Origin of the sequence: Bacteroides sp. 2201st1_D9_2201SCRN_220225 (genome assembly GCF_040928965.1) — a bacterium.
In the GTDB taxonomy this organism is placed as follows: Bacteria; Bacteroidota; Bacteroidia; order Bacteroidales; family Bacteroidaceae; genus Bacteroides; species Bacteroides stercoris.
Genome location: NZ_JBCODG010000008.1, coordinates 15,511 through 41,587 on the forward strand (window position 1 = coordinate 15,511; position 26,077 = coordinate 41,587).

The 26,077-nt window shown below is 43.1% G+C and carries 20 protein-coding genes; 10 read left to right on the forward strand and 10 right to left on the reverse strand.

Features of this window, described 5'->3' with window-relative positions; genetic code table 11:
* The 6 genes from AB5903_RS03930 to AB5903_RS03955 form a co-directional block, all read left to right on the forward strand.
* A partial coding sequence (locus AB5903_RS03930) for a SusC/RagA family TonB-linked outer membrane protein (protein ID WP_368117657.1) occupies positions 1-2,415 on the forward strand: 2,415 nt, incomplete at its 5' end.
* A 13-nt stretch (positions 2,416-2,428) separates the two neighbouring features.
* Positions 2,429-3,922 (forward strand): RagB/SusD family nutrient uptake outer membrane protein, encoded by a 1,494-nt coding sequence (locus AB5903_RS03935; protein WP_217733122.1) that lies wholly within the window; start codon positions 2,429-2,431, stop codon positions 3,920-3,922.
* Between the two features lie 62 nt (positions 3,923-3,984).
* The gene (locus tag AB5903_RS03940; protein WP_217733123.1) at positions 3,985-5,085 is read left to right on the forward strand and encodes a DUF4185 domain-containing protein; all 1,101 of its coding nucleotides are present in this window, start codon (positions 3,985-3,987) and stop codon (positions 5,083-5,085) included.
* Between the two features lie 14 nt (positions 5,086-5,099).
* Complete coding sequence (locus AB5903_RS03945) at positions 5,100-7,838, forward strand: GH92 family glycosyl hydrolase (RefSeq protein ID WP_368117658.1); 2,739 nt, start codon at positions 5,100-5,102, stop codon at positions 7,836-7,838.
* A gap of 6 nt (positions 7,839-7,844) precedes the next feature.
* The gene (locus AB5903_RS03950) at positions 7,845-9,281 is read left to right on the forward strand and encodes a sialate O-acetylesterase (protein ID WP_217733125.1); all 1,437 of its coding nucleotides are present in this window, start codon (positions 7,845-7,847) and stop codon (positions 9,279-9,281) included.
* Between the two features lie 17 nt (positions 9,282-9,298).
* Positions 9,299-10,459, forward strand: a complete 1,161-nt coding sequence (locus tag AB5903_RS03955; protein WP_004292548.1) for a sugar MFS transporter — start codon at positions 9,299-9,301, stop codon at positions 10,457-10,459.
* A 156-nt stretch (positions 10,460-10,615) separates the two neighbouring features.
* On the opposite strand, the gene AB5903_RS03960 is transcribed toward AB5903_RS03955, so the two are convergent.
* Positions 10,616-11,089: a copper resistance protein NlpE N-terminal domain-containing protein gene (locus AB5903_RS03960; protein WP_368117659.1), complete on the reverse strand. Its 474-nt coding sequence runs from the start codon at positions 11,087-11,089 to the stop codon at positions 10,616-10,618.
* 42 nt (positions 11,090-11,131) lie between these two features.
* Positions 11,132-12,424 (reverse strand): hemolysin family protein, encoded by a 1,293-nt coding sequence (locus AB5903_RS03965; RefSeq protein ID WP_022103755.1) that lies wholly within the window; start codon positions 12,422-12,424, stop codon positions 11,132-11,134.
* Between the two features lie 93 nt (positions 12,425-12,517).
* Here AB5903_RS03965 and AB5903_RS03970 point away from each other — a divergent pair, with 93 nt between their 5' ends.
* Entirely contained in the window at positions 12,518-13,336 is an 819-nt protein-coding gene (locus AB5903_RS03970) for an alpha/beta hydrolase family protein (RefSeq protein WP_195658128.1), read from the forward strand.
* Here the strand turns inward: AB5903_RS03970 and AB5903_RS03975 are convergent, their stop codons facing one another.
* Positions 13,337-14,170 (reverse strand): DUF4595 domain-containing protein, encoded by an 834-nt coding sequence (locus tag AB5903_RS03975; protein WP_117986154.1) that lies wholly within the window; start codon positions 14,168-14,170, stop codon positions 13,337-13,339.
* 29 nt (positions 14,171-14,199) lie between these two features.
* Positions 14,200-15,615 carry a S41 family peptidase gene (locus tag AB5903_RS03980; protein WP_368117660.1) on the reverse strand — a complete coding sequence of 472 codons (1,416 nt, stop codon included), beginning with the start codon at positions 15,613-15,615 and terminating at the stop codon, positions 14,200-14,202.
* Positions 15,616-15,806: 191 nt separating this feature from the next.
* Between AB5903_RS03980 and AB5903_RS03985 the strand changes: the two genes are divergently transcribed.
* Positions 15,807-17,093, forward strand: coding sequence for an O-acetylhomoserine aminocarboxypropyltransferase/cysteine synthase family protein (locus AB5903_RS03985; protein WP_368117661.1), 1,287 nt, complete (start codon positions 15,807-15,809; stop codon positions 17,091-17,093).
* 73 nt (positions 17,094-17,166) lie between these two features.
* Positions 17,167-18,264 (forward strand): tRNA 2-thiouridine(34) synthase MnmA, encoded by a 1,098-nt coding sequence (gene mnmA / locus AB5903_RS03990; protein WP_272710772.1) that lies wholly within the window; start codon positions 17,167-17,169, stop codon positions 18,262-18,264.
* On the opposite strand, the gene AB5903_RS03995 is transcribed toward mnmA, so the two are convergent.
* The 3 genes from AB5903_RS03995 to nhaC form a co-directional block, all read right to left on the reverse strand.
* Positions 18,221-18,883 carry a response regulator transcription factor gene (locus AB5903_RS03995; protein ID WP_034535922.1) on the reverse strand — a complete coding sequence of 221 codons (663 nt, stop codon included), beginning with the start codon at positions 18,881-18,883 and terminating at the stop codon, positions 18,221-18,223. The genes mnmA and AB5903_RS03995 overlap by 44 nt on opposite strands.
* Positions 18,884-18,971: 88 nt before the next feature.
* Positions 18,972-19,562, reverse strand: coding sequence for a DUF4251 domain-containing protein (locus AB5903_RS04000; RefSeq protein ID WP_005654728.1), 591 nt, complete (start codon positions 19,560-19,562; stop codon positions 18,972-18,974).
* A 131-nt stretch (positions 19,563-19,693) separates the two neighbouring features.
* Positions 19,694-21,115 (reverse strand): Na+/H+ antiporter NhaC, encoded by a 1,422-nt coding sequence (gene nhaC, locus AB5903_RS04005; RefSeq protein WP_117906318.1) that lies wholly within the window; start codon positions 21,113-21,115, stop codon positions 19,694-19,696.
* Positions 21,116-21,279: 164 nt separating this feature from the next.
* Between nhaC and AB5903_RS04010 the strand changes: the two genes are divergently transcribed.
* On the forward strand, positions 21,280-22,353 hold the full coding sequence (locus AB5903_RS04010) for a sugar kinase (RefSeq protein WP_195658125.1): 1,074 nt from the start codon (positions 21,280-21,282) through the stop codon (positions 22,351-22,353).
* A 259-nt stretch (positions 22,354-22,612) separates the two neighbouring features.
* On the opposite strand, the gene AB5903_RS04015 is transcribed toward AB5903_RS04010, so the two are convergent.
* The 3 genes from AB5903_RS04015 to AB5903_RS04025 all read right to left on the reverse strand — a co-directional run bounded on the left by AB5903_RS04015 (position 22,613) and on the right by AB5903_RS04025 (position 26,021).
* Complete coding sequence (locus tag AB5903_RS04015) at positions 22,613-23,245, reverse strand: hypothetical protein (protein WP_195639358.1); 633 nt, start codon at positions 23,243-23,245, stop codon at positions 22,613-22,615.
* Positions 23,246-23,363: 118 nt separating this feature from the next.
* Complete coding sequence (locus AB5903_RS04020) at positions 23,364-24,560, reverse strand: MFS transporter (RefSeq protein ID WP_005654740.1); 1,197 nt, start codon at positions 24,558-24,560, stop codon at positions 23,364-23,366.
* 306 nt (positions 24,561-24,866) lie between these two features.
* Entirely contained in the window at positions 24,867-26,021 is a 1,155-nt protein-coding gene (locus AB5903_RS04025) for an immunoglobulin-like domain-containing protein (RefSeq protein WP_005654744.1), read from the reverse strand.
* Positions 26,022-26,077: the final 56 nt, after the last annotated feature.

Consider the following 26,077-nt stretch of genomic DNA (forward strand, 5'->3'; position numbering starts at 1 on the left):
GCTACATCCATTTATGGTGCGCGCGGAGCAAATGGTGTTGTATTGGTAACTACGAAGCAGGGTAAGAGCGGTAAGCCGAAAGTTTCTATTGGTGCAAAGTTTACTTTGCAACAAGTGACAAAGAAGATGGATATGTTGAACTCTGTTCAACTGGCGGAATTAGTAAATGAGGTAGCCGATAACGATGGAGTAGAACGTAATCCTGTTTTTGCCGGTTTGAATAATCTGTCGAAAATCAATACAGATTGGCAAGATGAAATATTCCGTACAGCTCCGATGCAGAATTATGATATTTCAGTTTCGGGCGGTAATGATAAAACGACTTATTTTATTTCTGGTAATTTGTTGTTGCAAGATGGTATTATCATAGGATCGGATTTCGGTAAGGGAAGTTTCCGTGTGAATTTGAACCAACAAATCAATAAATGGTTAAAAGCCGGTATATCAACCAACTTGAGTTATAGTCGTTCGAACGGTGTAGTTACTAATGCAGAAGGAGGCTTTGCTTCTAGCGTAACCTCTTGGGCGCTTGAAATGAATCCGGGACTTCCTGTAAGAGATTCTGAGGGAAATTATACGTATGAAAATAACATGAAATCTCCCAATGTAGGTAATCCGGTCCAAGATGCTTTAGAGGCAAAAAATAGAAATACATCTTTCCGTACATTGGCAAACGCATTCTTGGAATATATGCCGATTAAGGATCTAACATTCAAGACTAGTATCGGTGTAGATTATTTTTATATCAAGGACCAATCTTTTGGAGCCGGAGAACTGAAGCGCGCAGAATCGAATGGTGGCTATGCGAATATAGGAAATCGTGATGGCTACAATTGGGTGTGGGAAAATACGATTAACTATAATCAGACTTTTGGTGATCACACACTAGGCGTATTGGGTGGTATGACGGCCCAAGCATTCGTTTCCGAAAATTCGTCTGTTTCAACAGCTGATTTTGAAGATGGGTTTTTAGGGTTCAATTCTATCCAATCAGGTGCATTGCGCCAAGCGGCAAATTCAGGAATTGCAGAATGGCAAATGCTTTCTTACTTGGCCCGTATCAACTATGGTTATAAAGGACGTTACTTGTTAACTTTGACCGGACGTGTTGACGGTTCTTCCAAATTTGGTAAAGGCAATAAGTATGGCTTTTTCCCCTCCGTTGCTGGCGCATGGAGAATTTCAGAGGAGAACTTTATGAAAGAAATGAAAGCTGTTTCTAATTTAAAATTAAGAGCAAGTTATGGTATTGTAGGTAATGAAGGTATCCCCCCTTATAGCTCGCAAGGTTTGATGTATAATGCAGAGGCTTATTTTGGCAATACTGAAATAGTAAAGGGGCTTACTCCTTTTACATTAAGCAATCAAGATTTGAAATGGGAAACGACTTCTCAAGTTAATGTGGGTATTGATTTGGGGTTATTTAAAAACCGACTGACATTTACTGCAGACTACTATTATAAAAAAACTCGTGATTTGTTGCTGACCATGCCGGTTGCTTTTAATACCGGTTATGATTCTGTAGTGAGCAATGTAGGTAATTTAATGAATCAAGGTTTTGAAGTGACATTGGGTGCAGTTCCGTTTGCTGGTAAGTTCAGTTGGAATATGGATTTTACACTTGGATACAATAAAAATGAAATCACCAATTTAGCGGGAAGTCAGGAAAATCTTAGAGGTAATTCCATTTTGGGTATCACTTATTGGACTGAAATAACCGAAGGCCAACCTATTGGAACTATTTACGGTTATAAAACCGATGGCATTGCTCAATTAGGCGAGGATTTATCCGGAATCCCATTTTTTGCAGGAAAAACATTACGTCATGGTGATCGTAAGTATGTAAATAAAAATGATGACAATGTTATTAATGAGGAAGATTTGTTCATTCTGGGAAATGCCAATCCTGACTTTACTTTTGGCTTTAATAATACATTCAATTTTAAATTGAGAAATAACTCTTCATTAGGATTGACTGTCTATTTGCAAGGAGCTGTGGGGAATGAGATTGTTAACTTCAATAAGTTTTCTTTGGAGAGTTTCGATGGATACAAGAATAACTCTACTGCAGCTTTGAATCGTTGGACCCCTGATAATCCGACAAACTTATATCCTCGTGCAACAACCAAAACTGCGGGGAATATTTTGTCAGATCATTATGTAGAGGATGGTTCCTATCTAAGAATAAAGGATATTACGTTGAGTTATACTTTCCCGGCAAATATCATAAAGAAATTCTATTGTGAGGGATTGACTATTTTTGCAGGACTAAAAAATATACATACATTCACTGACTATTCAGGATATGATCCTGAGGTGAGCCGTTTTGCGAACAATAATCTTTCAATGGGTGCAGACTATGGTTCTTATCCGATGTCTAAATCTTATGAATTTGGTTTAAGAATGAATTTTTAACTGAAATTTTATTATGAAAAAATATATATTAGCAGTTTTATTTTGTGGAACTTTTACATTCTGTTCATGCTCAGGATTTTTGGATGAAGTTCCCAAAGGACAAATTACGACTGAAAGTTATTATCGGACAGAACAGCATGCTATTTCTGCTACCAATGCGATTTATAATTATTTGATTATGGGGTATTCTCCAGGTGGTTTGTGGGACAAAAACTATGGTGGAGTCTTTTATAATGATTATTGGGTTCTTCAGGATTTGTTTTCTGATAATGCAAACAGCCAGCAGGCAAATATTCAATACACGTCTGTTGACAACATGCAGATAGACCAATACAATGAACCGGTTGAGTTGCTTTGGCGAGATTTCTATCAGACCATTAAATGTTGTAATGTGGTGATAGATAAAGTTCCGGCTATTGATATGGACGATATTTTGAAGAAGCATTTGATAGCAGAGGCAAAATTCTTTAGAGGAATGATGTATTTCGATTTGATTCGTATGTTCGGTGATGTTCCTCTACGAGAACATAACTTGGAGAGTGCGGACGAAGGATCGATGGTCCGGGTATCCAAAGACGAGATTTATAAATTGATCTTTGAGGATTTGATAACAGCTGAAACTGATTTGAAGTATTCACCAAGATATGGCGGTGGAAGACCTTATCCGGAGTCTGCGTCGGCATTATTGGCACGAGTCTATTTGACTTATGCAGCTGAGCACAATGATACTGAGTATTATGAACTTGCCGTTAAAAAAGCAGATGCTGTAATACCCAAATTCCCAATGTTGGAAAATTATGCAGATCTGTTCAAGATTAGTAATCGTTTTAATAGTGAAATTATATGGGGAGCAAATTTTAGCGCTTCATTGAGTGATGGTTGGGCTGGAGCTCAATTCTTGGTTCGATTGCTTCCTAATATGGATGGAGTGGATAATGCACAAGGTTGGGAAAGTGCAACGGAAAATTTATATAGCAGCTTTAATGCTAATGATGCACGTTTGCCTGTAGTCTTAAAACGTAGTGTTACTTATCAAGATGGGACCATTAAACAGTTTGCAGAACCTTATGTATTTAAGTACTGGGATCAAGAGGCTGAGCCTAAAGGAAATAGTACAGATGCAATTTTCCCAGCTATCCGTACAGCAGAGATGTATCTGATTAAGGCTGAGGCACTGAATGCGATTAATCAAGGGCCAACGCCGGATGCAGTGAAAGCTATAAAGAAAGTGAGAGACAGGGCTGGATTGGCTTCTGACAATTTACCGACAGATTACGAGGGGTTCAAAAAAATAGTGCTTGAAGAATATCGTCATGAGTTTGTAATGGAAGGACATCGTTGGTTCGACTTGACAAGAATGTGTACACCACAGGAGTTTGTGGATATCATCAAAGCTGCCAAACCGGATGCAACCCCGCAACTTTATCATGTAAAGTTCCCTATTCCGCAGCGTGAGAGAGATTTGTTACAAGGACAAATAACTCAAAATGAGGGATATAATCAATAGTATTAATTAGAATTATAAGTCGGAGATTATTTTCAATCTCCGACTTGTCCAAAAGAAGTACCATGAAAAAGATAATGATTTTTTCTTTGCTGTTTTCATTAGCGGCTTGCCGGGGAAATTTCGAACAGAAAGTTGTGGATCCGGTCGTTGAGTTTGATTCTGCTTTTTGTGAGAGGTTAATGCCCGGATTAGGTGGGGGAATCACAGGAGGGGACGGAAGTATATCAATCGACTTGAAAGACGGGCGTAGTTTGTTTATGTGGGGGGATTCTTTCTTTGGTGATGTTATAAACGACAAGCGGGCAAAAGACACAAAATTTGTAATAGGCAATACATTTACAATTATTGAAAAGAATGGACAACTGAAAACTTTATATAGTGGAACAAAAGAAAATCCATTGGCATTCATTGAGGCAGATCAAGATGGGAAGAGTCCGGTTTGGTACTGGCCCGGTCATGGATTTGTAGAAAACGGAATTCTTCATTTATTTATGTCTAAGTTCCATAAAGTCGGAGAAGGGTCTTTCGGCTTCGAATATCTGTGCTGTGATTATTTCCGTTTGGATGTGGAAACGATGAAGATTATTGATAAGGAAAACTTCAAGGCTGCCAATGAAAACAATGTACATTACGGGCATGCAGTACTTCCATATAGAGGAGAAATATATGTATATGGAACAAGGGCTGATGCTATGGGGATGGCAGAAGTACACGTATCAAAAGCAAAGCTGATAAATGATAAATTGGTGGACTTTTCTTATTGGGACGGAGCCGAATGGCAGACTGATGCCCGAAAATCACAAAGAATAGCAGGGATTACGAAAAGTGTTTCCGAGCAGTTTAATGTTGTAGAACTGGAAGAAAAGATAGCACTGGTATCACAAGACCGTTCGGGGAATGTGAAAGATATCTATTCCTTTATTGCAGACAAGCCGGAAGGACCATTTAGTAATGAAAAACTGCTTTATAAGGTGGAGGAGAGTGGCTTTGAGGTAGACAGTATGATGACCTATAATGCAATGGTACATCCTCAATATAGAAAAGACGGTAAGGTTTTAATGTGTTATAATGTAAATACATATAGCATGACGAAATTGTTTGAGAAGGCTTCTTTGTATCAGCCTCGTTTTATATGGGTGCCGGTTGAGAAAATTGTAAAATAAAAGAGATAATAGGTATGACAAAAATAGCTTTAAGAAAGATAGTGACCTCATTGATAGGGAGCATAATACCCTTGGCAATGTTTGCTGGTCAAGATAATGTAGCTCCTCAGGCAAAAGTTTCAGTTTCGGATATATTGGGAATCGGATTCGAAGCGCGTAATTTGGTGGATGGTAAGGTTATGTATGCTAATGAGGGAGAGTGGGCATGCAAAGGAAGTGTGACCTCATGGGGAGTTATGCACTTACCATGGGCTCAATTGGACTGGGATAATGAAATAGATGTTGACCGGATAGTACTATATGACAGAGTATCGGAGTTGGAGTATCTTGCCGGGGGAACATTGCACTTTAGTGATGGATCAAAAGTTAGTGTTACGGCAATCCCTAATGATGGAAGTCCTAAAGAAGTTTGTTTTCCATCTAAGAAAATAAAATGGGTTCGTTTTGAGGCAACTGATGGCGCAGGAAAAAATATAGGTTTATCCGAAATAGAAGTATTCCGAACTCGTGGCGAGAATACAGAATATGTAGAATGGGTAGATCCTTATATTGAAACGACAAGAGGGCGCTGGTTCTATTGCACTCCGGCAGCTCGTCCTTTTGGAATGGTGGCAGCGCATGCTTTTACCCGCAACAAAAACCAAGGTGGCGGCGGATATAATTATAACTTTAATGAGGTCTTAGGTTTCTCTCAAGTTAATGAGTGGATGGTGTCCGGACCGAATATAATGCCGGTATCCGGTGGAGTAAATCCGACTCAAGGAATGGATGGATGGAAATCGGAATTCAAGCATGAAAGTGAAATTATTCAGCCGGGGTATCATCGTCTGTTTCTTGACAGATATAAGACGTGGGTGGAATATACGGCAACTGATAGGGTGACATTTTATCGTTTGAATTATACATCTGACAAGAATGCCAAACTACTGGTAGATATAGGTAGTGTATTAGGTAATTGTTCTATGGATAAAGGGGCGTTATTGCGTATTAGTGATAAGCGTATTGTAGGTGAATTTATGACGACCGAACGTTTTTGGGGAGGGCCAGACAGCCTTAAACTTTGTTTTGTCCTTGATTGTAGTGTTCCGATAAAGAAAATAGATGGATGGAGTGAGAAAGGAATCAATCCGGATGTAGAGGCTATTTCCGGTAATAATGCAGGTATGGTCCTTGATTTTGGAGAATTGGAAGGAAGTGAGGTGTTGTTCAAAATAGCACTTTCATATACGACTGTGGATAATGCCATTGAGAACTTGAATACAGAATTATCGCATTGGGATTTTGAAAAAATACGCAAAGATACGCGTGATATATGGAATGAAATGTTTGGCCGTATTGCGGTAGAAGGTGGAAGTCAAGCACAGCACATAAAATTCTATACAGATTTGTGGCATGCCCTTTTGGGACGTCATAAAATTACTGATGTTAATGGTTATTATCCTGATTATACGGCAGGTCCGTATGTAAACAAACGTACTGTAGCACCGATGAAAATACGTCGTGTTCCAATGGATAAGACCGGAAGGCCAACGTTCAATATGTACGGCTTTGATGGTCTGTGGCTGACACAATGGAATTTGAATATATTATGGGGATTGGCTTGGCCGGAGGTTCTGGATGATTTGAGTGCTTGCTTGATACAATATGCGGACAATGGAGTCTTGTTGCCTCGTGGAGCCTGTTCAGGGGGATATTCATTCATTATGACAGGATGTCCGGCTACAAACATGCTGGTAAGTACATATATGAAAGACCTGATGAAGAAAACCAAGCCTTCTCATGCATATGAAGCAATTAAACGTAACCATGCTCCGGGAGGAATGATGAGTTATGAAAGCGCAGATGACTTGAAATTTTATGTTAAAAAAGGATATTGTCCCGGCAATGCGGGTAAAACATTGGAATGGGCTTTCCAAGATTGGGGATTAAGCCGTATGGCATTGCGTATGGGAAAGAAATCTGATGCGGCATTATATGAGAAACGTTCTCATGCCTGGACTCCGTTATTTAATAAAAATATAGGATTGATTCTTCCCAAAAAGGAAAATGGAGAATGGTTGCATACCGATCCATTGAACGGGCAAGGATGGGTTGAAGCTAACGCATGGCAGGCCACGTGGTCGGTTTCCCATGATTTACCCAAACTGGTTGAATTAATGGGAGGTGGAGACGCGTTTTGCAAAAAACTAAATTATGCGTTTGAACAAGCGCGTCCGACTGATTTTGTACATGCTTATAGTGGAGGATATGTAAGCTATGCTAACCAACCGGGGTGCTCTAATGCGCATTTGTTTACTTATGGCGGACAGCCATGGTTGACCCAATATTGGGTACGTCAGGTTAAGGAACATGCCTATGGTGGCATCACTCCGGATAAAGGATATGGAGGGCATGATGAAGATGAAGGACAGATGGGAGCTGTAAGTGCATTAATGTCATTGGGGTTGTTTAGTGTTACTGGGACAGAGTACGATATTCCCTATTATGATATAACTTCCCCTATATTTGACAAGATTACGATGAAGCTGAATAAAGATTATTATTCAGGTGATGAGTTTGTAATTAATGTACATAATAATTCTGCCGATAATTGTTATATCCAGAAAGCTGAGTTGAATGGTACGGACTGGATTTATGCACAACTTGACCATGTGGACTTTGCAAAAGGAGGGACTCTGGATTTGTGGTTAGGAAATATGCCCAATAAGTCATGGGGTAAACTTAAATACTTGGGTTTTAAAACTAATAAATGATCAGTTATGAGTAAGAAGTTTTATCTGATTTCTTTGCTTTTCTATTTCTGTGCGCTCTTTATGAGTGCGCAGAACTCGTTAAGGCTGTCTCCGATATTTGCTTCAGGTATGGTATTACAGCAAAATGCAGATGTTATATTTTGGGGGTGGGGCGAACCAAACAAAAAAGTGAAGATTTTTTTCGGTTGGGATAATAAAATGCTTGAAAGTAAGGTGAATGAGAAAGGACGTTGGGAAGTAAAAGTGAAAACCCCGTCAGCCGGTTATACGCCTTATACCGTATCTATCTGCTCTGCCCAAGATTCGGTTTTGCTTTCTGATATTCTTATTGGTGATGTCTGGTTTGTTGGTGGGCAAAGTAATATGCAGATGAATTTCCATGGGAATCCGGACCAGCCGGTGCAAGATGCCCAGAAAATACTGTTGCGCTGTAAGCATAAGGGGATACGCTTGTTTAGAGTTAATAACGGATATGCTATTTCTGCTTCTGATACTTTGACGATTGATGGAAAATGGACTTCTGCAAGTCCAGACAATGTGAAAGAATTTAGTGTAGTAGGTTATATATTTGGGGAAAAATTGCATGAGTTGACTGATATACCTATTGGATTGGTACAATCTGCACATGGAGGATCGTCTGCGGAAGCTTGGCTGGACTACGAGACATTGAAAAGGTTTGGTGGATTTGATTTGAATCTGGAGCGGAAGAAAATAGATCCTATATGGTATGCATTTGAACCGACGGTTCTTTATAATAAGATGTTGGCCCCCATGTTGCCGCTGACGGTGAAAGGAGTGATTTGGTATCAAGGAGAATCGAATGTAGAGCGCCCGGAGCAGTATCGAATGTTATTCCCGGAGTTGGTACGTACATGGCGCAGATATTTTGCAGATGATAATCTACCTTTTTATTATGTTCAAATAGCTCCCTATAATCATCAAAAAGTTAATTCTGCTATATTTAGAGAAGTCCAATTGGATTGTATGAGGATAATTCCCAATGTGGGCATGGTAGTGACTTTGGATGTCGGGGAGGCGGATATTATTCATCCGGCGCGTAAAGAAGTGGTTGGAGAAAGGCTTGCTTATTGGGCATTGAACAAGGTTTATGGTTATTCGGCTTTTGGATGTAGGGGACCGGAGTTTCGTTCGATGGAAATACGCGACGGCCATGCTTTTTTAAAGTTTGATTTTGCTCCGAACGGTCTGTCTTTTATGGGAAAACAACCATTGGGGTTTGAGGTTGCAGGTGAAGATAAAGTTTTTTATCCAGCTAAAGTCAGGATTACTCCGGCTTTTTGGGGAAACGAAGGACTTGAGGTTTGGAGTACTGAAGTTGCCAAGCCGGTGGCAGTACGTTATGGCTTTTCAAATTATGTGGATGGGGCATTATATAATACAGAAGGTTTGCCCGCCTCTTCGTTCCGTACAGATAATTGGTAATAAGGTTTTAATTATATATGGCTTCAAATTCTAAAAAGAAAATAATCCCTGTTTTAGCTGCATTTTTTGTAATGGGCTTTTGTGACATAGTGGGCATATCTTCTGATTATATGCAAACTAGTTTTGGCTGGTCTTCTACGATGACTGGATTTGTACCTTCTATGGTATTTATTTGGTTTCTCTTTTTGGGAATTCCGATTGGAAATAAGATGAACCAGTGGGGACGTAAGAATACGGTGCTGTTGAGTATGGCAGTGACAATAGCCGGAATGTTTCTGCCGCTTGTGATATACAGTAGCGCGACTTGTATCGTTGCTTATATTCTGTTAGGTATAGGAAATGCTATCCTGCAAATATCCTTGAATCCTTTGCTTGGCAATGTTATAACCGATCAACGTATGCTGACAAGTAGCTTGACTGCAGGGCAGGTTATAAAAGCAATTTCTTCGTTGGTCGGCCCTGAAATAGTATTGTTTGCTACATTACATTTTGGTAATGAACATTGGTATTATTGCTTTCCTATGTTGGGTGGAATAACTTTATTCTTTGGATTATGGCTGGCAGCGACGCCCATTCAACGTGAAACATCCTCAGGCGAATCAGTATCATTGGGTAAATCTTTTGCGCTATTGAAAAACAAAACACTTTTGGTATTGTTTTTAGGTATTTTTTTCATGGTAGGGGTGGATGTTGCAACCAATTATATTAGCTCGAAGTTGATGACTTTGCGTTACGAATGGACTCCTGATGAAGTAAAGTTCGCACCGCAAGTTTATTTTCTAAGCAGGACGATCGGTGCATTTTTGGGAGTTTTTCTCTTAACAAAGATTTCGGCTTTACGTTATTTTCGGATGAACATTCTGGCATGTGCTTTAGTTTTGTTATTACTCATGTTTATAGATGGACACGCAATATTGAATTTGATTTGTATTGGAGGTGTCGGACTTTTTTCAGCATCTGTTTTCTCCATAATCTATTCATTGTCTTTTCAAGAGTTTCCTACTAAAATGAATCAGATTTCCGGTTTGATGATAACGGCTGTTGCCGGTGGCGGAGTTGTGACTCCTCTTCTTGGAATGGCGTTGGATTTTGCTGGGGTTACTGCAGGTTTATCGGTAATTCTACTTTGTGTGTTGTATCTGATATATTGTGCTTTTGGTGTAAAAATACAATCTTAATGATGTTATATATTGTATTTCTGCCCAGACTAAATTCTCCCAGTAATATGAGGAAATAGTGAAGGCAGATTTCATTTGAAAGAAAAAATGCTACTCAGTAAATCCTTATATTGGGAATATACCGGGTAGCAATTTTTTATGTTCAGTAGCGACTGTTTACTTCACCTGAATAATATCATAATTCAAATCGCTTACAGCCTCTTGCAGGCTATCGTTTACCAGTCTTAATGTCGTATCGTTTACAACCACGAAATACACGGGGGAGTCACCGTTGTCGGGAGTCAGCTTATAGGCGGTTTTCTTATTATTGTTAACGTCTTTCTGAATAATCTGACGTTTCCCTTTGGAGGTAAAGGAGGTGTTTTTTCCCTGTCCTTCCGCATCCAGATAAGTTGTGACCAATGTATAGCCGCTTTCACCGTTAGGGCCTACACTGTCTACACTCAGCACATACTGGATACCCGGACCGTCGGCAGCTGGAAGTATGCCTTCATAAACGGCTACTGCGGAAGAATCGTTGCCGGCAACAGTCATTACGCCTTCGTCCATGGTGTTGTTGTTTTGATTTCCTTTTGATTGGCAGGATACCAATGCAGCGGCAATCGCTGCAATCATCATTACTTTTTTCATTGCTTTAATGGTTTAAATTAATATAAAGAGACGCCGGTGGCGTTATTCTTCATCATTCCGTTTAATAACGAGCAGTTTGTCTACTCTGCCGCGGTCCATATCCATTATTTCAAACTCCAGGTTTCTGTAGCTGAAAATGTCACCGGCTTTCGGGATGCGTCCTATAAGGAACATGGCGAGTCCGCTTAAAGTGGTAAAGTCCTCTTCCTTCAGGTCATCATAATTCAATATCCCCATTGCTTCCATAAAGTCATCTATATTCATCGAAGCTTCTACCAGCATGGAACCGTCGGCTCTGGTCACTATTTCCTCTTCTTCCGTTTCGTTCTCTTCCAGAATATCACCGAAGATACTTTCCGTCAAATCGTGCAGAGTGATAATGCCTTCTGTATTGCCATACTCGTCTACAACAACTCCGAACTTGTTTTTGTTCTTCTTAAATAGCTCTAAAACCTTTTTAGCATACAAACTTTCGGGAATAAACAAGGGCGGACGTGCAATTGTGCGAAGATTGAACGGTTGCTCACCACCCAGCATCAGGATAATATCTTTTACAGAAACAACACCTATGATTTCGTCCTTGCCGTTTTCCACCAACAGATATTTGCTGAAGTGCTCTTCCTGGATAATCCGAAGCACTTCTTCTTGCGTGTCGGAGGGGTGCAACACGATTACATCGCGGCGGTGCGTCATCAGGTCGTTGGCACGTTTGTCCGAGAAGCGGAAAACATCACGCAGCATTTCAGTCTCTTCTTTGTCGATAACGCCCTGCTCGGAACTTTGATGCAAAATCATTTTCAGTTCTTCCTGTGTCATCTGCCGTTCTTCCCCGTCTTTCATGCCGATAAGCTTGTTTGTCAGTTTGGTTGAAGCACTGAGGAGGCAGACAAACGGATAGGATACTTTTGTCAGGATAATCATAAAAGGACTGAGCAGGGTAGCATAGCGTTCCGGATTGTTCAGCGCCATTGATTTTGGAACCAGCTCTCCGATAATGAGCGACAAATAGGTGATAACGGCTACTGTAGTAACCATTGCCAGGTCTTTGGCATACAATTCCAGGCCGGGAATCATGGCAAATAGCGGAGTTACATCATCGGCTATGGCTACGCCGCCATATGCACCTGATATGATACCAATCAGCGTAATGCCAATTTGAATGGTAGATAGAAATTTTTCGGGCTCTTCCAGTTGTTTCAAAACCCCTTTTGCACTTTTGTTTCCTTTGCTTACAAGAGTCTCTAAGCGTGCTTTACTTGAAGATACTAATGCAATTTCGTACATGGCAAAGATGCCGTTCAGGATAAGTAGAAATAGAATAATGATAAATTCCATGTTTGGGTTACAAATTGTTTGTGTACAAAGATAATGTTTTTCGGATATTTATTATTAATATTGCCGTTCCTTAAGAAGATTAAACAAAATAGCATGAAAAACAAACTTTATCTGTTCGTATTCTTATTGCAAGTGCTGGCTTTAAGTGTACATGCCGCACGTGTAGATACTGTGTTTGTAAAAAGTCCTTCGATGAACAGGGAGGTAAAGGTGGTTTATATTCTTCCGGATAAGGCTGTTGCCGGAAATCCGCAAGCTTGTCCGGTAATCTATCTGTTGCATGGTTATGGAGGCAACGCACGTACGTGGATTGGCGTCAAGCCGGAGCTGCCTCGGATTGCCGATGAAAAAGGCGTAATATTCGCATGTCCCGATGGTAAGAACAGTTGGTATTGGGACAGTCCCCGGAATTCCGCTTATCGTTATGAAACTTTCATCTCTTCGGAACTGGTGAAGTATACGGATGAGCATTATGCTACGATTCCCAAGAAGAGTGCGCGTGCCATCAGCGGTTTGAGTATGGGTGGACACGGTGCGTTGTGGAATGCCATCCGCCACAGCGACATATTCGGTGCGGCGGGAAGTATGAGTGGCGGAGTGGATATCCGTCCGTTTCCTGATAACTGGGAAATGAAGAAGCAGTTGGGCGAGCTTGCCGCCAATGAAGCGGTATGGGATAGTCATACGGTAATCAATCAGGTTGATGAACTGAAGAACGGTGATTTGGCTCTGATTGTCGATTGCGGTGAAAGCGATTTCTTCCTTGATGTGAACAGGAATCTGCACAAAAGGTTGCTGGAGTGCAAGATAGACCACGATTTTATAACACGTCCCGGCGGTCATACCGGTACGTATTGGAATAATTCCATAGATTATCACATTCTGTTTTTCTGCAAATTCTTTAGCAGATGATTATTCAATTACATAGCTTACGGTACGGGTATAATCCGTGCCGTAACTGTTTATGACTTCTTTGCAGGAAGTCATGAGATTGCGTTTGTCAAAAGAGAAGATATAATTGGTGACCTCTTTATTTCCATCGGGGATAATCCGGTCTATTAAAATAGGAAACGGCTCTCCCAGGAATTTCCCGTATAGAGCGGCTGTATGTAGCGAAAGCGGATATAATTCGGCGAGAAACAGGCAGGGAACTCCTGACAGATTATTTATTCCGTCATTTGCCGGAGTGGTAGCCGTATATGCCTGCCCGTAAGCATCTGTCTTTTGCAGGATGCGCAATGCCTGATAGTTGCCGTAGTCTATGTCGATGGATGCGTATACGCCGTCATTGATGCTTTCGGTTATGTTTTTCAGGTAATATTTACCTTCCGGAGCGGTGAAATACGAGAAAGTATAAGTGCGGATCGTACCGTTTTCCTGCCGTGTACATGAGGTGGCGTATCCTTTGTCGTCCAGGGTATAGACTGACACATTGCCGAAATTATCCGTTACTACAGCCTGATGTTCACTATAAGTTACTGATGCTGCGTTTTCAATGCACATCGGTTCGCCTTGAACCGAATAACTTTGTACGATAGTGAATCCGGTCAATTGTCCCTGACTGTATGAGTAGGTTTGAGTGGTGGTTACTGTAGGTACTCCCGCTTCATAGGCACTTTTTTCCGATAATTGAATTTTGGAAAAGGGTACGGCAGAGCGGTTTCCGTTGACGGTAGAGTCATTATTGTCTTCACAAGCTGTCATTACTGTGAGTACAACCGACAATGCAAAGACTATTTTTCTCATTATTTCCGTTGTTTAATTCATTGTTTCTGCTATTTGACAATCAACCCCTTGCGCAGGTTCTTTTGAGTGGTGAAACTCCGGACTATGGCAGTGCCTGTTTTTGGGGTCGGCAACTCGACAATTCCAGCTATGACTTGCAGGGCTGTATGGAGCAAAATTTCGTCAGGCTCGCCTAAGGGCAGATAGTATTGCAGGTAGGATGTTTCGTTGATAGCGATATCCGGCTTAAAGCCTGCGCTATAGTCCGCTTCTCCGTTGGAGTTGAATACTTCGCATACGACCGGACGTACCGCCCAGGGGTATTTGGGATTGATGAAAGTTTCCGTAGCCACGTATTCTCCTTTGGTTGTCTGTCCGATGAGCACTACCTTCATATAGGGTTTCAGGCAGTTAATAAGCATTTCCGCTGCACCGGCAGTGGTTCCGCTTGTGATGATATAAACGGTGGGCAGATTCAGATTGACTCCGCCTTGCAAGAGTTGGGAGTCCAATATCAGGTTACGGTTTTGGGCGCTTTGCTTATCATTATATTGCAAGAAAGCAAAAGGGCTTTCCAATTTATCGGCAGGTACAAGGATATCTGCGAGAAGTTGCACGCATTCCATTTCTCCACCGGAATTATAGCGGAAGTCGAGTACAAGATTATTAATGCCGCGTTGCTTGCATTCTTGGGAGAAAGCACGTAACTCATTGTTGTACTTCTCACTCTGTTCCGCAGTGCCGGCAGTGAAAGAGTTGTATGCCAGATAGGCTATCTTGTAATCAGTGCCTTTCAGTTGTATAAAATTTGTGTCATAGATGGCGCTCTCCGTTACCGGACGGACTGCCGGGAGTGCAACATCTCCTGTTTCCTGTATGATTCCTACCTCTTTATCTTCTTCTTCTTCTTCGTTCTCTCCGTTTTCCGTATCCCCCTCTGTGCCGCCGTTGTTCTCCTTTTTTACTATCACATACTTTCCGATGCGCAATGTTCGTGCACCGCCATCTATAAGCCTTTCTTCCGTCTTTTTGGTGATGGAGTCGCCGTCGACAAGCATTATCCAGTTGCCGCGTTCCAGTCCGGCATCCTCGGCGGGAGAGTTCTTTGCCACGTATGATACGAGGGCAGTATAGGTTGTGTCGCTGGTAGCCACTTTATATAATGTGTAGTCAAAACCATAACTTGGCAACGGAGTATCCATTATTGAATCGACGGTGGAAAAGCCTTTATCGTTTTTTGATAAGATACTTTTTAAGAAAGCGTCCGGAGCCTGAAAATAGTTCAGACTGTTGGCAGCCGGAATATCCTCGTACCATAAGTAGACTTCCCGCATCAGGCTGTCCATCCACAGGTCACGCCCTGTCAGCGGATAGTATTCTTTCCAGCGGTCTTCTCCGCAGGAAAACAGGCTTGTCAGTGCAAGGAGTCCCAGTAAGGGAAAATATAACAGCTTCCTTATCTTCATCAGTCTCTATATCATTTGGTTTTCGTCCGCAAAAATAGCGAATACTTCTTGTATCTACCACAAATATGGTATAAAATTCCCTATTGTATGTCATAGCTTGCTTGGTTTTATCCCTCTATCTTTGCAACATCCGAGTATAAATCGGGGAGGATTGGAAACAGGCTTCTATCCTCTCATAAATACAACTGACAATGGACACAAAGAATTTACATTTTGAGACACTGCAACTTCATGCAGGACAAGAACAGCCCGATCCCGCTACAGATGCGCGTGCCGTACCTATTTATCAGACTACTTCGTATGTATTCCGCAACTCGGCACATGCAGCCGCCCGCTTTGCGTTGCAAGAGCCGGGGAACATCTACGGCAGACTAACGAATCCCACACAAGGAGTATTCGAGCAACGTGTTGCCGCCCTTGAAGGCGGTGTTGCAGGGCTGGCGGTTGCTTCCGGTGCAGCGGCTGTGACCTATGCTTTCGAGAATATTACGCGTGCAGGTGACCACATCGTAGCCGCCAAAACCATTTATGGCGGAACATACAATCTGCTGGCGCATACATTACCGGCTTACGGTGTCACGACCATCTTTGTTGATCCGAGCGACTTATCCAACTTCGAGAAAGCTATTCAGGAGAATACAAAGGCCGTGTTTATCGAGACATTGGGAAATCCTAACTCCAATGTTATTGATATTGGTGCTGTTGCCGAAATCGCTCATCGTCATAAAATCCCTTTGATTATCGACAACACCTTCGGTACTCCTTATCTGATTCGCCCTATCGAACATGGTGCTGATATTGTGATACATTCCGCCACAAAATTTATTGGCGGGCATGGTACTTCTTTAGGCGGTGTTATTGTAGATGGCGGCAAGTTCGATTGGGTGGCTTCCGGTAAATTTCCGCAACTGACCGAACCCGATCCGAGCTATCATGGCGTGCGCTTTACCGATGCGGCAGGTGCGGCTGCATATGCTGTCCGTATCCGTGCCGTTTTGTTGCGCGATACCGGAGCTGCCATCAGTCCTTTCAATGCCTTTGTTCTTTTGCAGGGTTTGGAAACACTCTCTTTGCGTGTGGAACGCCATGTGGAGAATGCGCTGAGAGTGGTGGAGTTTTTGAAGAATCATCCTAAAGTGGCGGCTGTGAACCACCCGTCTTTACCAAATCATCCGGACCATGCGTTATACCGGAAGTATTTCCCGAAAGGAGCAGGTTCCATCTTTACCTTTGAGGTAAGGGGTGGAGAGAAGGAAGCTCAGACATTTATTGACAACTTGCAGATATTCTCATTATTGGCAAATGTGGCAGATGTAAAGTCGCTTGTCATACATCCCGCTACTACCACCCATTCGCAATTGAATGAACAGGAATTGGCAGAGCAGGGCATCAAGCCGGGAACGGTACGCCTTTCAGTAGGGACGGAGCATATAGATGACTTGTTGGATGATTTGTCCCAAGCGTTGGAGAAAATTTAAGTCCGGAACAAAAGAGCATTTCGTCCGATGAAACCATTTGTTCGTCGGATGAAATGTTAGATACATTATTAATATGAATATTGCCGTTTTATTATCCGGGGGTGTTGACAGTTCGGTTGTCGTACATCTCCTTTGTGAGCAAGGTCACCGTCCCTCTCTGTTTTATATAAAGATAGGAAAGGATGATGCCGAGTATATGGACTGTTCGGCAGAGGAAGACCTGGAGATGGCTTCTGCCGTAGCGCGCCGTTACGGCCTTTCGCTGGAAGTTGTTGATTTACATTGGGAGTACTGGGATAATGTAGCCGCTTATGCTATTGAAAAAGTTAGCCGCGGGTTCACTCCGAATCCGGATGTGATGTGCAACAAGCTGATTAAATTCGGTTGCTTTGAACAGCAGGTCGGCAGGCACTTCGACTTTACGGCAACCGGACATTATGCTACTACCGTTCTGCAGAATGGAAAGACCTGGCTGGGAACAGCCCTCGACCCCGTAAAAGACCAGACGGACTTTCTTGCGCAGATAGACTACCTGCAAGTGTCCAAACTGATGTTCCCGTTGGGCGGACTGATGAAACAGGAAGTGCGCGATATTGCTTTGAAAGCTCAGTTGCCCAGTGCCCGAAGACGAGACAGTCAAGGAATCTGTTTCTTGGGACGGATTAATTATAATGACTTTGTCCGTCGTTTCCTCGGAGAAAAGGAAGGCCGGATTGTTGAGTTGGAAACGGGAAAGATACTGGGTACGCATCGCGGTTATTGGTTTCATACTATCGGTCAGCGTAAAGGCTTGGGCTTGAGTGGCGGACCTTGGTTTGTGGTTCGTAAAGATACGGACGAGAATGTAATTTATGTGTCGCACGGATATGATACGGAACTGCAATACGGACATGAGTTTAGTATGCAGGATTTTCATTTTATTACGGAAAATCCGTGGGAAGGCATTAAAGATGAGATTCCGGTTACGTTCAAGATACGCCATGCTCCCGGATTTATCGGCGGCAGGCTGTGGCAGGACGAAACAGGCTATCGTATTGTTTCAGATGAGAAGTTGCAGGGCATAGCTCCCGGCCAGTTTGGCGTTGTATATGATGAGGCTGCCAAGCTTTGTATCGGAAGCGGGGAAATCAGATATAGTACTCCACCAAATCCACAATACCCGCTTTCATAGCATATTTCGTAGCTTCGTGGGCATTGTTCACATTCAGTTTTCTGAAGATGTTTTTCCGGTGGCTGTTCACGGTATGGAAACTGAGGTTTCTTTCGGCTGCTATTTCTTTGGTCGTTTTTCCTAATGCAATCTCTTTCAGAATACTTCTTTCGGCAGGCGTCAGCAGAGCGTTTTGCAGAGTGGGGTGGGGAGCAGCCGACTGGTTATTTCCCGAGAGTAATAAGTTGCTGACGTGATTACATATAAAGCGTTCCTTACGTGAAGCGCATTGCAGTGCTGTGAGTATCTCTTCTTTGGAATTGTCCTTCAGCACTACTCCGAATGCCATGCTGCTGAACAATACTTGTCGCAGAAAGCCGACGCTCAGTTCGTCGGAAAACAGTAACCAGTCCGCTGTTTTGAAGCGTTCGTGCAATACAATCAGTTCATCGGCGCCGGTAAAGTCAAACAGTGTATAGTCCAATATAACCACCGCTTCGGGATGTAACCGTAGCTGTTGTATAAGCTCCGCTTTATTGTCGGCTTCCAGCAGCAAGGCGGTGTCTTTCTGTTTGCTCAACAGAAACATCATGCCTGCTTTGGTTATATCTTGATTGTCCGCGATGATAAATTCTCTCATGATGAATATAATATATAAAACTCCGCTGCAAATGTACACTTTTTAAGCGACTTGCAGCGGAGTTGGGAATATATATATTGTAATAGGCCTACCAGGAACGTCCCTTAAAGATATTCGATTGGTTCAACGGCAGCAGGCTGCCACTTAAAGTCATAGTATTGGAGTTGAAGTTCGGGCTGATGGTAACGGTTGCATTATTACCGCCGTTGGTCAGCGTAAGGAATATCTGTGCGGAGATGCCGATACCCTGGATGCTGAAATTACAGTTGATGTTGCCGCGTTTGTCGGTAGACATTTTCATGTCCGATACCGTCCCGTCCACTGTTACGCCGCCGATACCGTTAGGACCGGGATAAACCGTATTGAAAGCCACCTGTACCGTACCGCGTGCCTGATTTACCAATACGAAGTTTGTGTTGGAAGTGACGAAAGCCGTCTGCCCGTTGCGGAACATTACCTGATTGGCTTCCAATACAAACTTCTGTGCTTTCAGCGCTGCTACGGCATCATCGTAGGAGACCGCGTCGGCTGCCTGCTGTTCCGCTTTCAGGCGTGCGCGCTCTGCGTCTCTTTGGGCTTTGCGGTCTGCACGGCGTTGTGCGTTACTCTCTTGTGCATACACGGTGGTTGTCACCATGCTCATCAATACTAATGCTGCTAATGCAATAAACTTTTTCATACTTAATTTTTGTTTAGGTTTAAATTATATTGTTCGTTATAAGTTTATTGCAAGAACAATGTCCATCCGCGATTGTTCACTCTCTTTTTTAATTTTATGAGATTTAAGGAGTTGGCGGCGGGGCTATGAAGTTATTTCCTTCTCACTATCTTATATCCGATTGCCGCAACGAGTATGCTCATCAGCGGGCTGATGAGGTTGAAGAAACAATAAGGAAGATAGGTCAGTGTGGGTACGCTCAGAATGGTGGCCTGAGTCATTCCGCACGTGTTCCACGGGATGAGGGCCGAGGTTACGGTAACGGCATCTTCCGTGGTGCGGCTCAGTAGGCGGCTTTCGTATCCTTTCTTCTCGTAAATGTTGCTGAACATGTTTCCGGTAAGGATGATGCTGATGTATTGGTCGGCTGTGGCAAGATTGAGAAATATTCCCGAACCGACGGTGGATGCTACCACACTGACCGTATTCTTCATGAACCGGACGAATACGGAAGTGATGCTTCCCAGCATACCGCTTGCCGTCATTGCTCCACCGAAACACATGGCGCAGATAATGAGCCATATCGTGTTCATCATTCCTGCCATGCCCCGTGTGGCAATCAGCTCAGTTAGCATGGCACTGTCACTTTGCAGGCTGGTACTGCCGTACAGGCTCATCATTGTCCCTTCAAACAAATCATTGTTTCCGGAAATCTCGTGCAGCAGTTCGGGCTGAAATATAATAGCGAAAGTTGCAGCCAGAAGCGTGGATAGAAACAGGGTGATGATAGAGGGTACTTTGCGTGCAATCAATATTCCCGTAACCACCGGAACAATCAGCAGCCACGGCGTAATGTGGAATCTGGCATTCAGCGATGCGGTAAACTCGGCTATCTGCTCCGTACCGCTGGTTTCGCAGGCAAATCCCATTACCGTAAAGATAACCAGCGTAATGACGAGCGACGGAATGGTGGTAATCATCATGTAGCGGATATGGCGGAACAGCGGAGTATCCGTGACGGATGCGGCAAGTACCGTTGTATCCGACAGCGGCGATACTTTATCGCCGAAATACGCTCCCGAAATAATGGCACCTGCAATCCAGCCCTCTTCAAACCCTTGCGCCTTGCCTATTCCCAGGAGGGCGATGCCGATAGTGGCGATGGTGGTCCACGAACTTCCCGTCATGATGGACACCAATGCGCAGATAACGCAGGTGGAGGTGAGGAAGAAGTCCGGATGTATAATCTGCATTCCGTAGTATATGAGAGTAGGGACTACTCCGCTAATCATCCATACGCCGCTCAGCGCACCGATAATCAGCAGTATGATAATGGCGGAAGTCACTCCCGCCACATTGTTGGTAATGGCTATTTCGTAATCTCTCCAGGGAATCCGGTAGAAAGCTACGCCTATAAAGACACAAACGGCTGTGGTGGTGAGCAGGGATATCTGGCTTCCGCCGCTCAAAGCGTCACTGCCGAAAGTGCGGATGGTGGCAAACAGCATTCCTATTAAGAGGACGATGGGGAGAAAGGATACAAGAGGAGAAGGAATTTTCTTTGTTGTACTCATGCGATAATCTTACTGTAAATATGACGTGACAAAAATACAACAAAACTGCCTAATACCTTTCTATTTTCCTTTCCTGCCAATAAATATTATCAATTCTTTGCGTTTACTTGGAATTTTGATAGTATATTTGACTTCCCATTGATGCTTTTGAATATATAAGACTTATGAAAAAGAAATCCCTTTCCACCGATAAGAAAGTCGTTACTTTCGGTGAAGTTATGCTACGGCTTACTACGCCCGGTTTCCGCCGCTTTTCGCAGACTAATGAATTTATTGCTACATATGGTGGCAGTGAGGCTAATGTGGCAGTGTCTTTGGCGCACTTCGGCATTCCTACGGAATTTGTTACCCGTCTGCCCGATAATGCCGTGTCGCGTGCATGTATCAATTCGCTTCGTGCCAGCGGGCTGGGGACGGACGGCATTGTGTTTGGCGGTAAACGTTTGGGATTGTATTATCTGGAATGCGGCGCAGCTTTCCGAAACTCCAATGTGGTGTACGACCGCGAGGGTTCTTCTTTCGCCACGCTTCGTCCGGGTATGATCGATTGGGAAACCATTTTTGCCGATGCAGGCTGGTTTCATTGGTCGGGCATTGCTGCCGCCCTTTCGCAAGAGGGAGCCGACGCTTGCCGGGAAGCGCTTGAAATAGCCGACCGTATGGGGCTTACCATCTCGTGTGATTTGAATTTCCGCAAGAAACTTTGGAACTACGGTTGTACTGCTGCCGAAGTGATGCAGCCGTTGGTGCAGTACAGCGATGTCATTTTCGGCGCAGAACCTGAGTATCAGGAGATTCTCGGCATACAGCCCGTAGGATTTAGAGCTGTTGATACCGCCGATGTTTCTTTTGAGTCTGATTTGCCATCTTTCGAGAAGTTCGGACAAGAGGTGGAGCGACTTGTCCCACGTTGTCAAAAAGTGTTTCTGGAATTGCGTAATTCCATAACATCCAATCATAACGTGCTTGCTGCTGTTCTTTATTCCGATGGCACTTTGAAGCATACAGGCATTTATGATATTGAACATGAAACAGACCGTGTAGGCGCTGGTGATGCTTTTGTGGGTGGTATGATATACGGTCTGATCACTTATTCGGATGATGACCGGAAGGCATTGGATTTTGCTCTTGCCGCTTCCGCATTAAAAAATACCGTTTATGGAGACTTCAATCTGGTGACGGTGGATGAGGTGGAAAGCCTGATGAATGGAAATACATCGGGACGGGTATCGAGATAAGAAGAGGAAATATCGACAGACAATATCCCCTTTCGCTGTTCCGTATGAGGGGGTCAAAATACATTTAATGATTTCTTTTAGGTACGGAATTACACGGATTTCACGAAAAAAAGAATAAAGAAAATCTGTGTTTTCCGTGTAATTTGTGTTTCCGTGAATTCTGTGTAATTCCGTGCCTAAAAAATCGTAAGCGAATTTTAGTTTTGACATACCCTCTTAAAAGCGAAAGGGGCTTTTGGGTGTGTTTTTCAATAGCTGTTTATACTTCTGCCGCAGTTTCCGTTGCTTTCGGCTGTGCTTCTGCCGTCAGGTTGCGGTAAATGACAGCGGTACATCCAAGTGCTGCCACAGTGTATACAATGGCGATGATGAAGAGAAGGAGCATTGCAAATCCGCCGCTTGCTATGTTGAAGATAATCATCATAAGGACATAGAAAGCCAGCCCCAACAGGAATGATACGCCGAAGATAGTCCATTTGTAACCGTAAGTGGCTTTGTTGCTTCGAATCATGGCTTCGCCCGGAGCCACGCCTTTATCGAGTAAGATGTAGATTGCGAGCGACCAGCCTATGGATATGATGATCCCCGGTATAATCATGAAAAACAAGGCGGGAATAATGGCAAGGTACATCAAACCTATCAAGGTGAAATATTCCCCCATGTACTTACGGTATTTCCCGTCGAAGATGAATAAGGGGGAAATAACCTTTCCTTTACTCAATTCAATGGGAATGGTGTTCATAGCGATGGTTGTGCCTACATTCAGGTAAGGAATCCAAATAGTGAGCAGCCAGAGAACAGTAGCTCCCAGCATGGATACCGCATTTTTAATGCCTAAGCCGATACCTTCGGAAAGAACCCCTGTCACTGTGATTTTCTTGTGTGTTTCCATAATTAGATGATTTTAGATAAATGTTTATTAATTAAATCTGTATTCGACAAATGTATAATAATTATGGAGAAAATCAAAGCAATTTGAAATTTCTTTTTGCGTTTTCCATGAAAAAATATCAAGGGAATAGGGCATGCTGTTGCTCTTTGTGGCAGATGGTAATCAGAAGAGACAGCAGGGTCAGCACCGTGCCTATGCCTGCTACTCCTACCCAGCCCCAGGTCTGCCAGCAACTGCCGGCGAGGAAGGTCCCCAATGAACCGCCGGTGAAATAGGTTGTCATGAAAATAGTGTTTACCCGGTTGGATGCCGAAGGGCATATATCGAAAATGCTCGTTTGGTTACTGAGCTGGATGCACTGCATGCCGATATCTATCAGTAGCACGCCGGCGATGATGCCGGCATAGGTGTTGCCGCAGAAGTAGAGCGATGCCCATGCCAGCAGAATCAGACCGCAACCGATAAAGTTGAAGTTGCGTATTCCTACTTTTTTCACATATTTCCCTACGAGGGATGCGGTAGATGCACCTGCTATTCCGCACAGTCCCAAAATGCCGATAACATCACTGTCGGCATAGAACGGGGCTTGTCCCATTTTGAATGCGAGGCACGACCACATCGCGAGGAAAGAGCCGAATGCAATGCCTGCGCGTATGGAGTAGATGCGCAAAGACGGATAGTCTTTGATAAGGGAGAACAGGGATTTCATCAAATCGCCGTACTTTCCCTGGAATGTAGGCTGTATGTCCGGCAGTATTTTCAGCACGGCAATGGCGCACAGCATCATCATGCCTGCCGCAATGAAGTACATTTCGCGCCAACCCAGCACTTCGCCGACAAACCCGCTGACGACGCGCGAGGCGAGTATGCCGGTGAGCAGACCGGATATGACGATGCCTACGTTGCGTCCTTTATTCTCCGGACGGGAAAACTGGGAAGCTATCGGCACGAAGATCTGCGGTATCATGGAGCAGATTCCGGTGATGAGCGAAGCTCCCCATATGATGTAGATGTCGGGGGCCGCACCTATGGCGATGAGCGAGAATATCAACAAGGTAAAGTTTGTCAGGATAATCTTTTTCCGCTGGTAGAGGTCGCCCAATGGCACGATGAACAGCAAACCGATAGCATAGCCCACTTGCGTTATCATGGCAATAAGGTTGGTTTTGAACTCGGACACGCCCAGCTCGTGGCGTATTACGTTCAGCAAGGGTTGGTTATAGTACAGATTGGCTACAGAGACACCTGCCACGATAGCAAGCGTCCAGAGTATATGTGCCGGGAGCCCTCCGTTTTCCTTTAATTCCGTTTTCATGCGGCAAAGATAGTGAAAGGCGAGAGCAGAGGCAAGTGAAAACACAGTTTTCAAACTTGACTGTGCTGAGCCGCATTCTATCTTAATATAAAGATAGTGAAAGGAAAATAGATGTTTTGCCAGTTGGGATTTTTTGTTTCCTTTAGCGAAACTAAAAGTTTCATGCTGAGAACTAATAGGTTATACTTCGTTTTATCTGTTATTGTGTATGGCTTTTGTTTTCTTATAACAGGTATATAGGCGTGACAGATACTTGTAAGGATATTAATCTGTCTGAAAAACAGTAATGGTTTTATGCTATTATTTTTATTCAATCTTGAATTCTGCTGCCATATACCACTTCTTATTTGTACCGTTAAATTCCACTTCCTTGTAAACCCGATATTGACCGGAAGTATTGTCATTGAACAATGGATAGAGTTTGGCTTTGAAATGGTAATCACCGTCAGGTTTCAATATAATGCCAATGTCGTGCACCAAACTGTTGTCATGTAATGGTATCCATTGTTCTCCCTGTTTGCGTGCTACAAAATAATATTCGCCAAAGAATAAATTTTGTTGGCTTAAGTTCTTGTTGGTTAGTATTACATTTACACTTTCTGTTCCAATCGGGTAAACAGGTTTCTCGGTTTTCATGCTTATTTGCAGTGTGTCGGTATATGCTCTTTGTGTAAAGGGGGAAGGTTTGCGTACTGCTCCATAGTTAATGGCAGAATAGTTAAGCATCTCCTTTCTGAATAATTTTTGAAAATGAATGGAATTATTAATCAGATTCACAAAGATTGAATCACCGCGCATACCAGAGCCATAAATATTCTGTGATGAAATTGTCTTGCCATTCCAAGAGGCGGCATCCATCTGTTTTCTCAGCCGTTTGGCTCCGGCTTCATCAACTAATTCAAACTCTGCATAAGCAACTTGGGCGTTTCTGTTGAAAGTTTTGTAGATACGATATTTGCCAGCACGATTAGGAACTTTGGAAGTATAAAGCTTGATTGTCTGTTCTCCCGAAGGATATTCAGGGTCTAATATCCAAGCTATATCTTCAATAATCGGGTCGGTTGGCAATGTTTCCCATTGTCGTTTATCATTATTGTAATAGGTAAGGCTGTAATCGTTTCCACACATATACTCTTGTTGGGAATAATTGGTAACGGTTAGTTTCACTTCTGTAGTTGACAGTGGATAATAATCGTATTCTGTCTGCATGGAAAGTGAAGTAGGACTGACGGCTTCTCCCGTAGGAATATCACGCGGAACAGGTTGCAGGACAAAGGATGTTGTTTCCGATGGTTGTTCTTGTTCTTCTTTCGTTGGAATAGGTTTAAATTTAAAAATACTGTCTGGATACAACTCTTCTTGTAACAGGCTGCTGTCTGCTTCATTTTCTTGCCCTTTCTTAGAAGTAGTGGAATGGCAAGAACATAGGGTTATTAGTAATAAAAATAATATCTGTTTCATAGTGCGTATGTAGTTATTCGTTTAACACTAAGATACCAAAGACAAAAATAATAAAA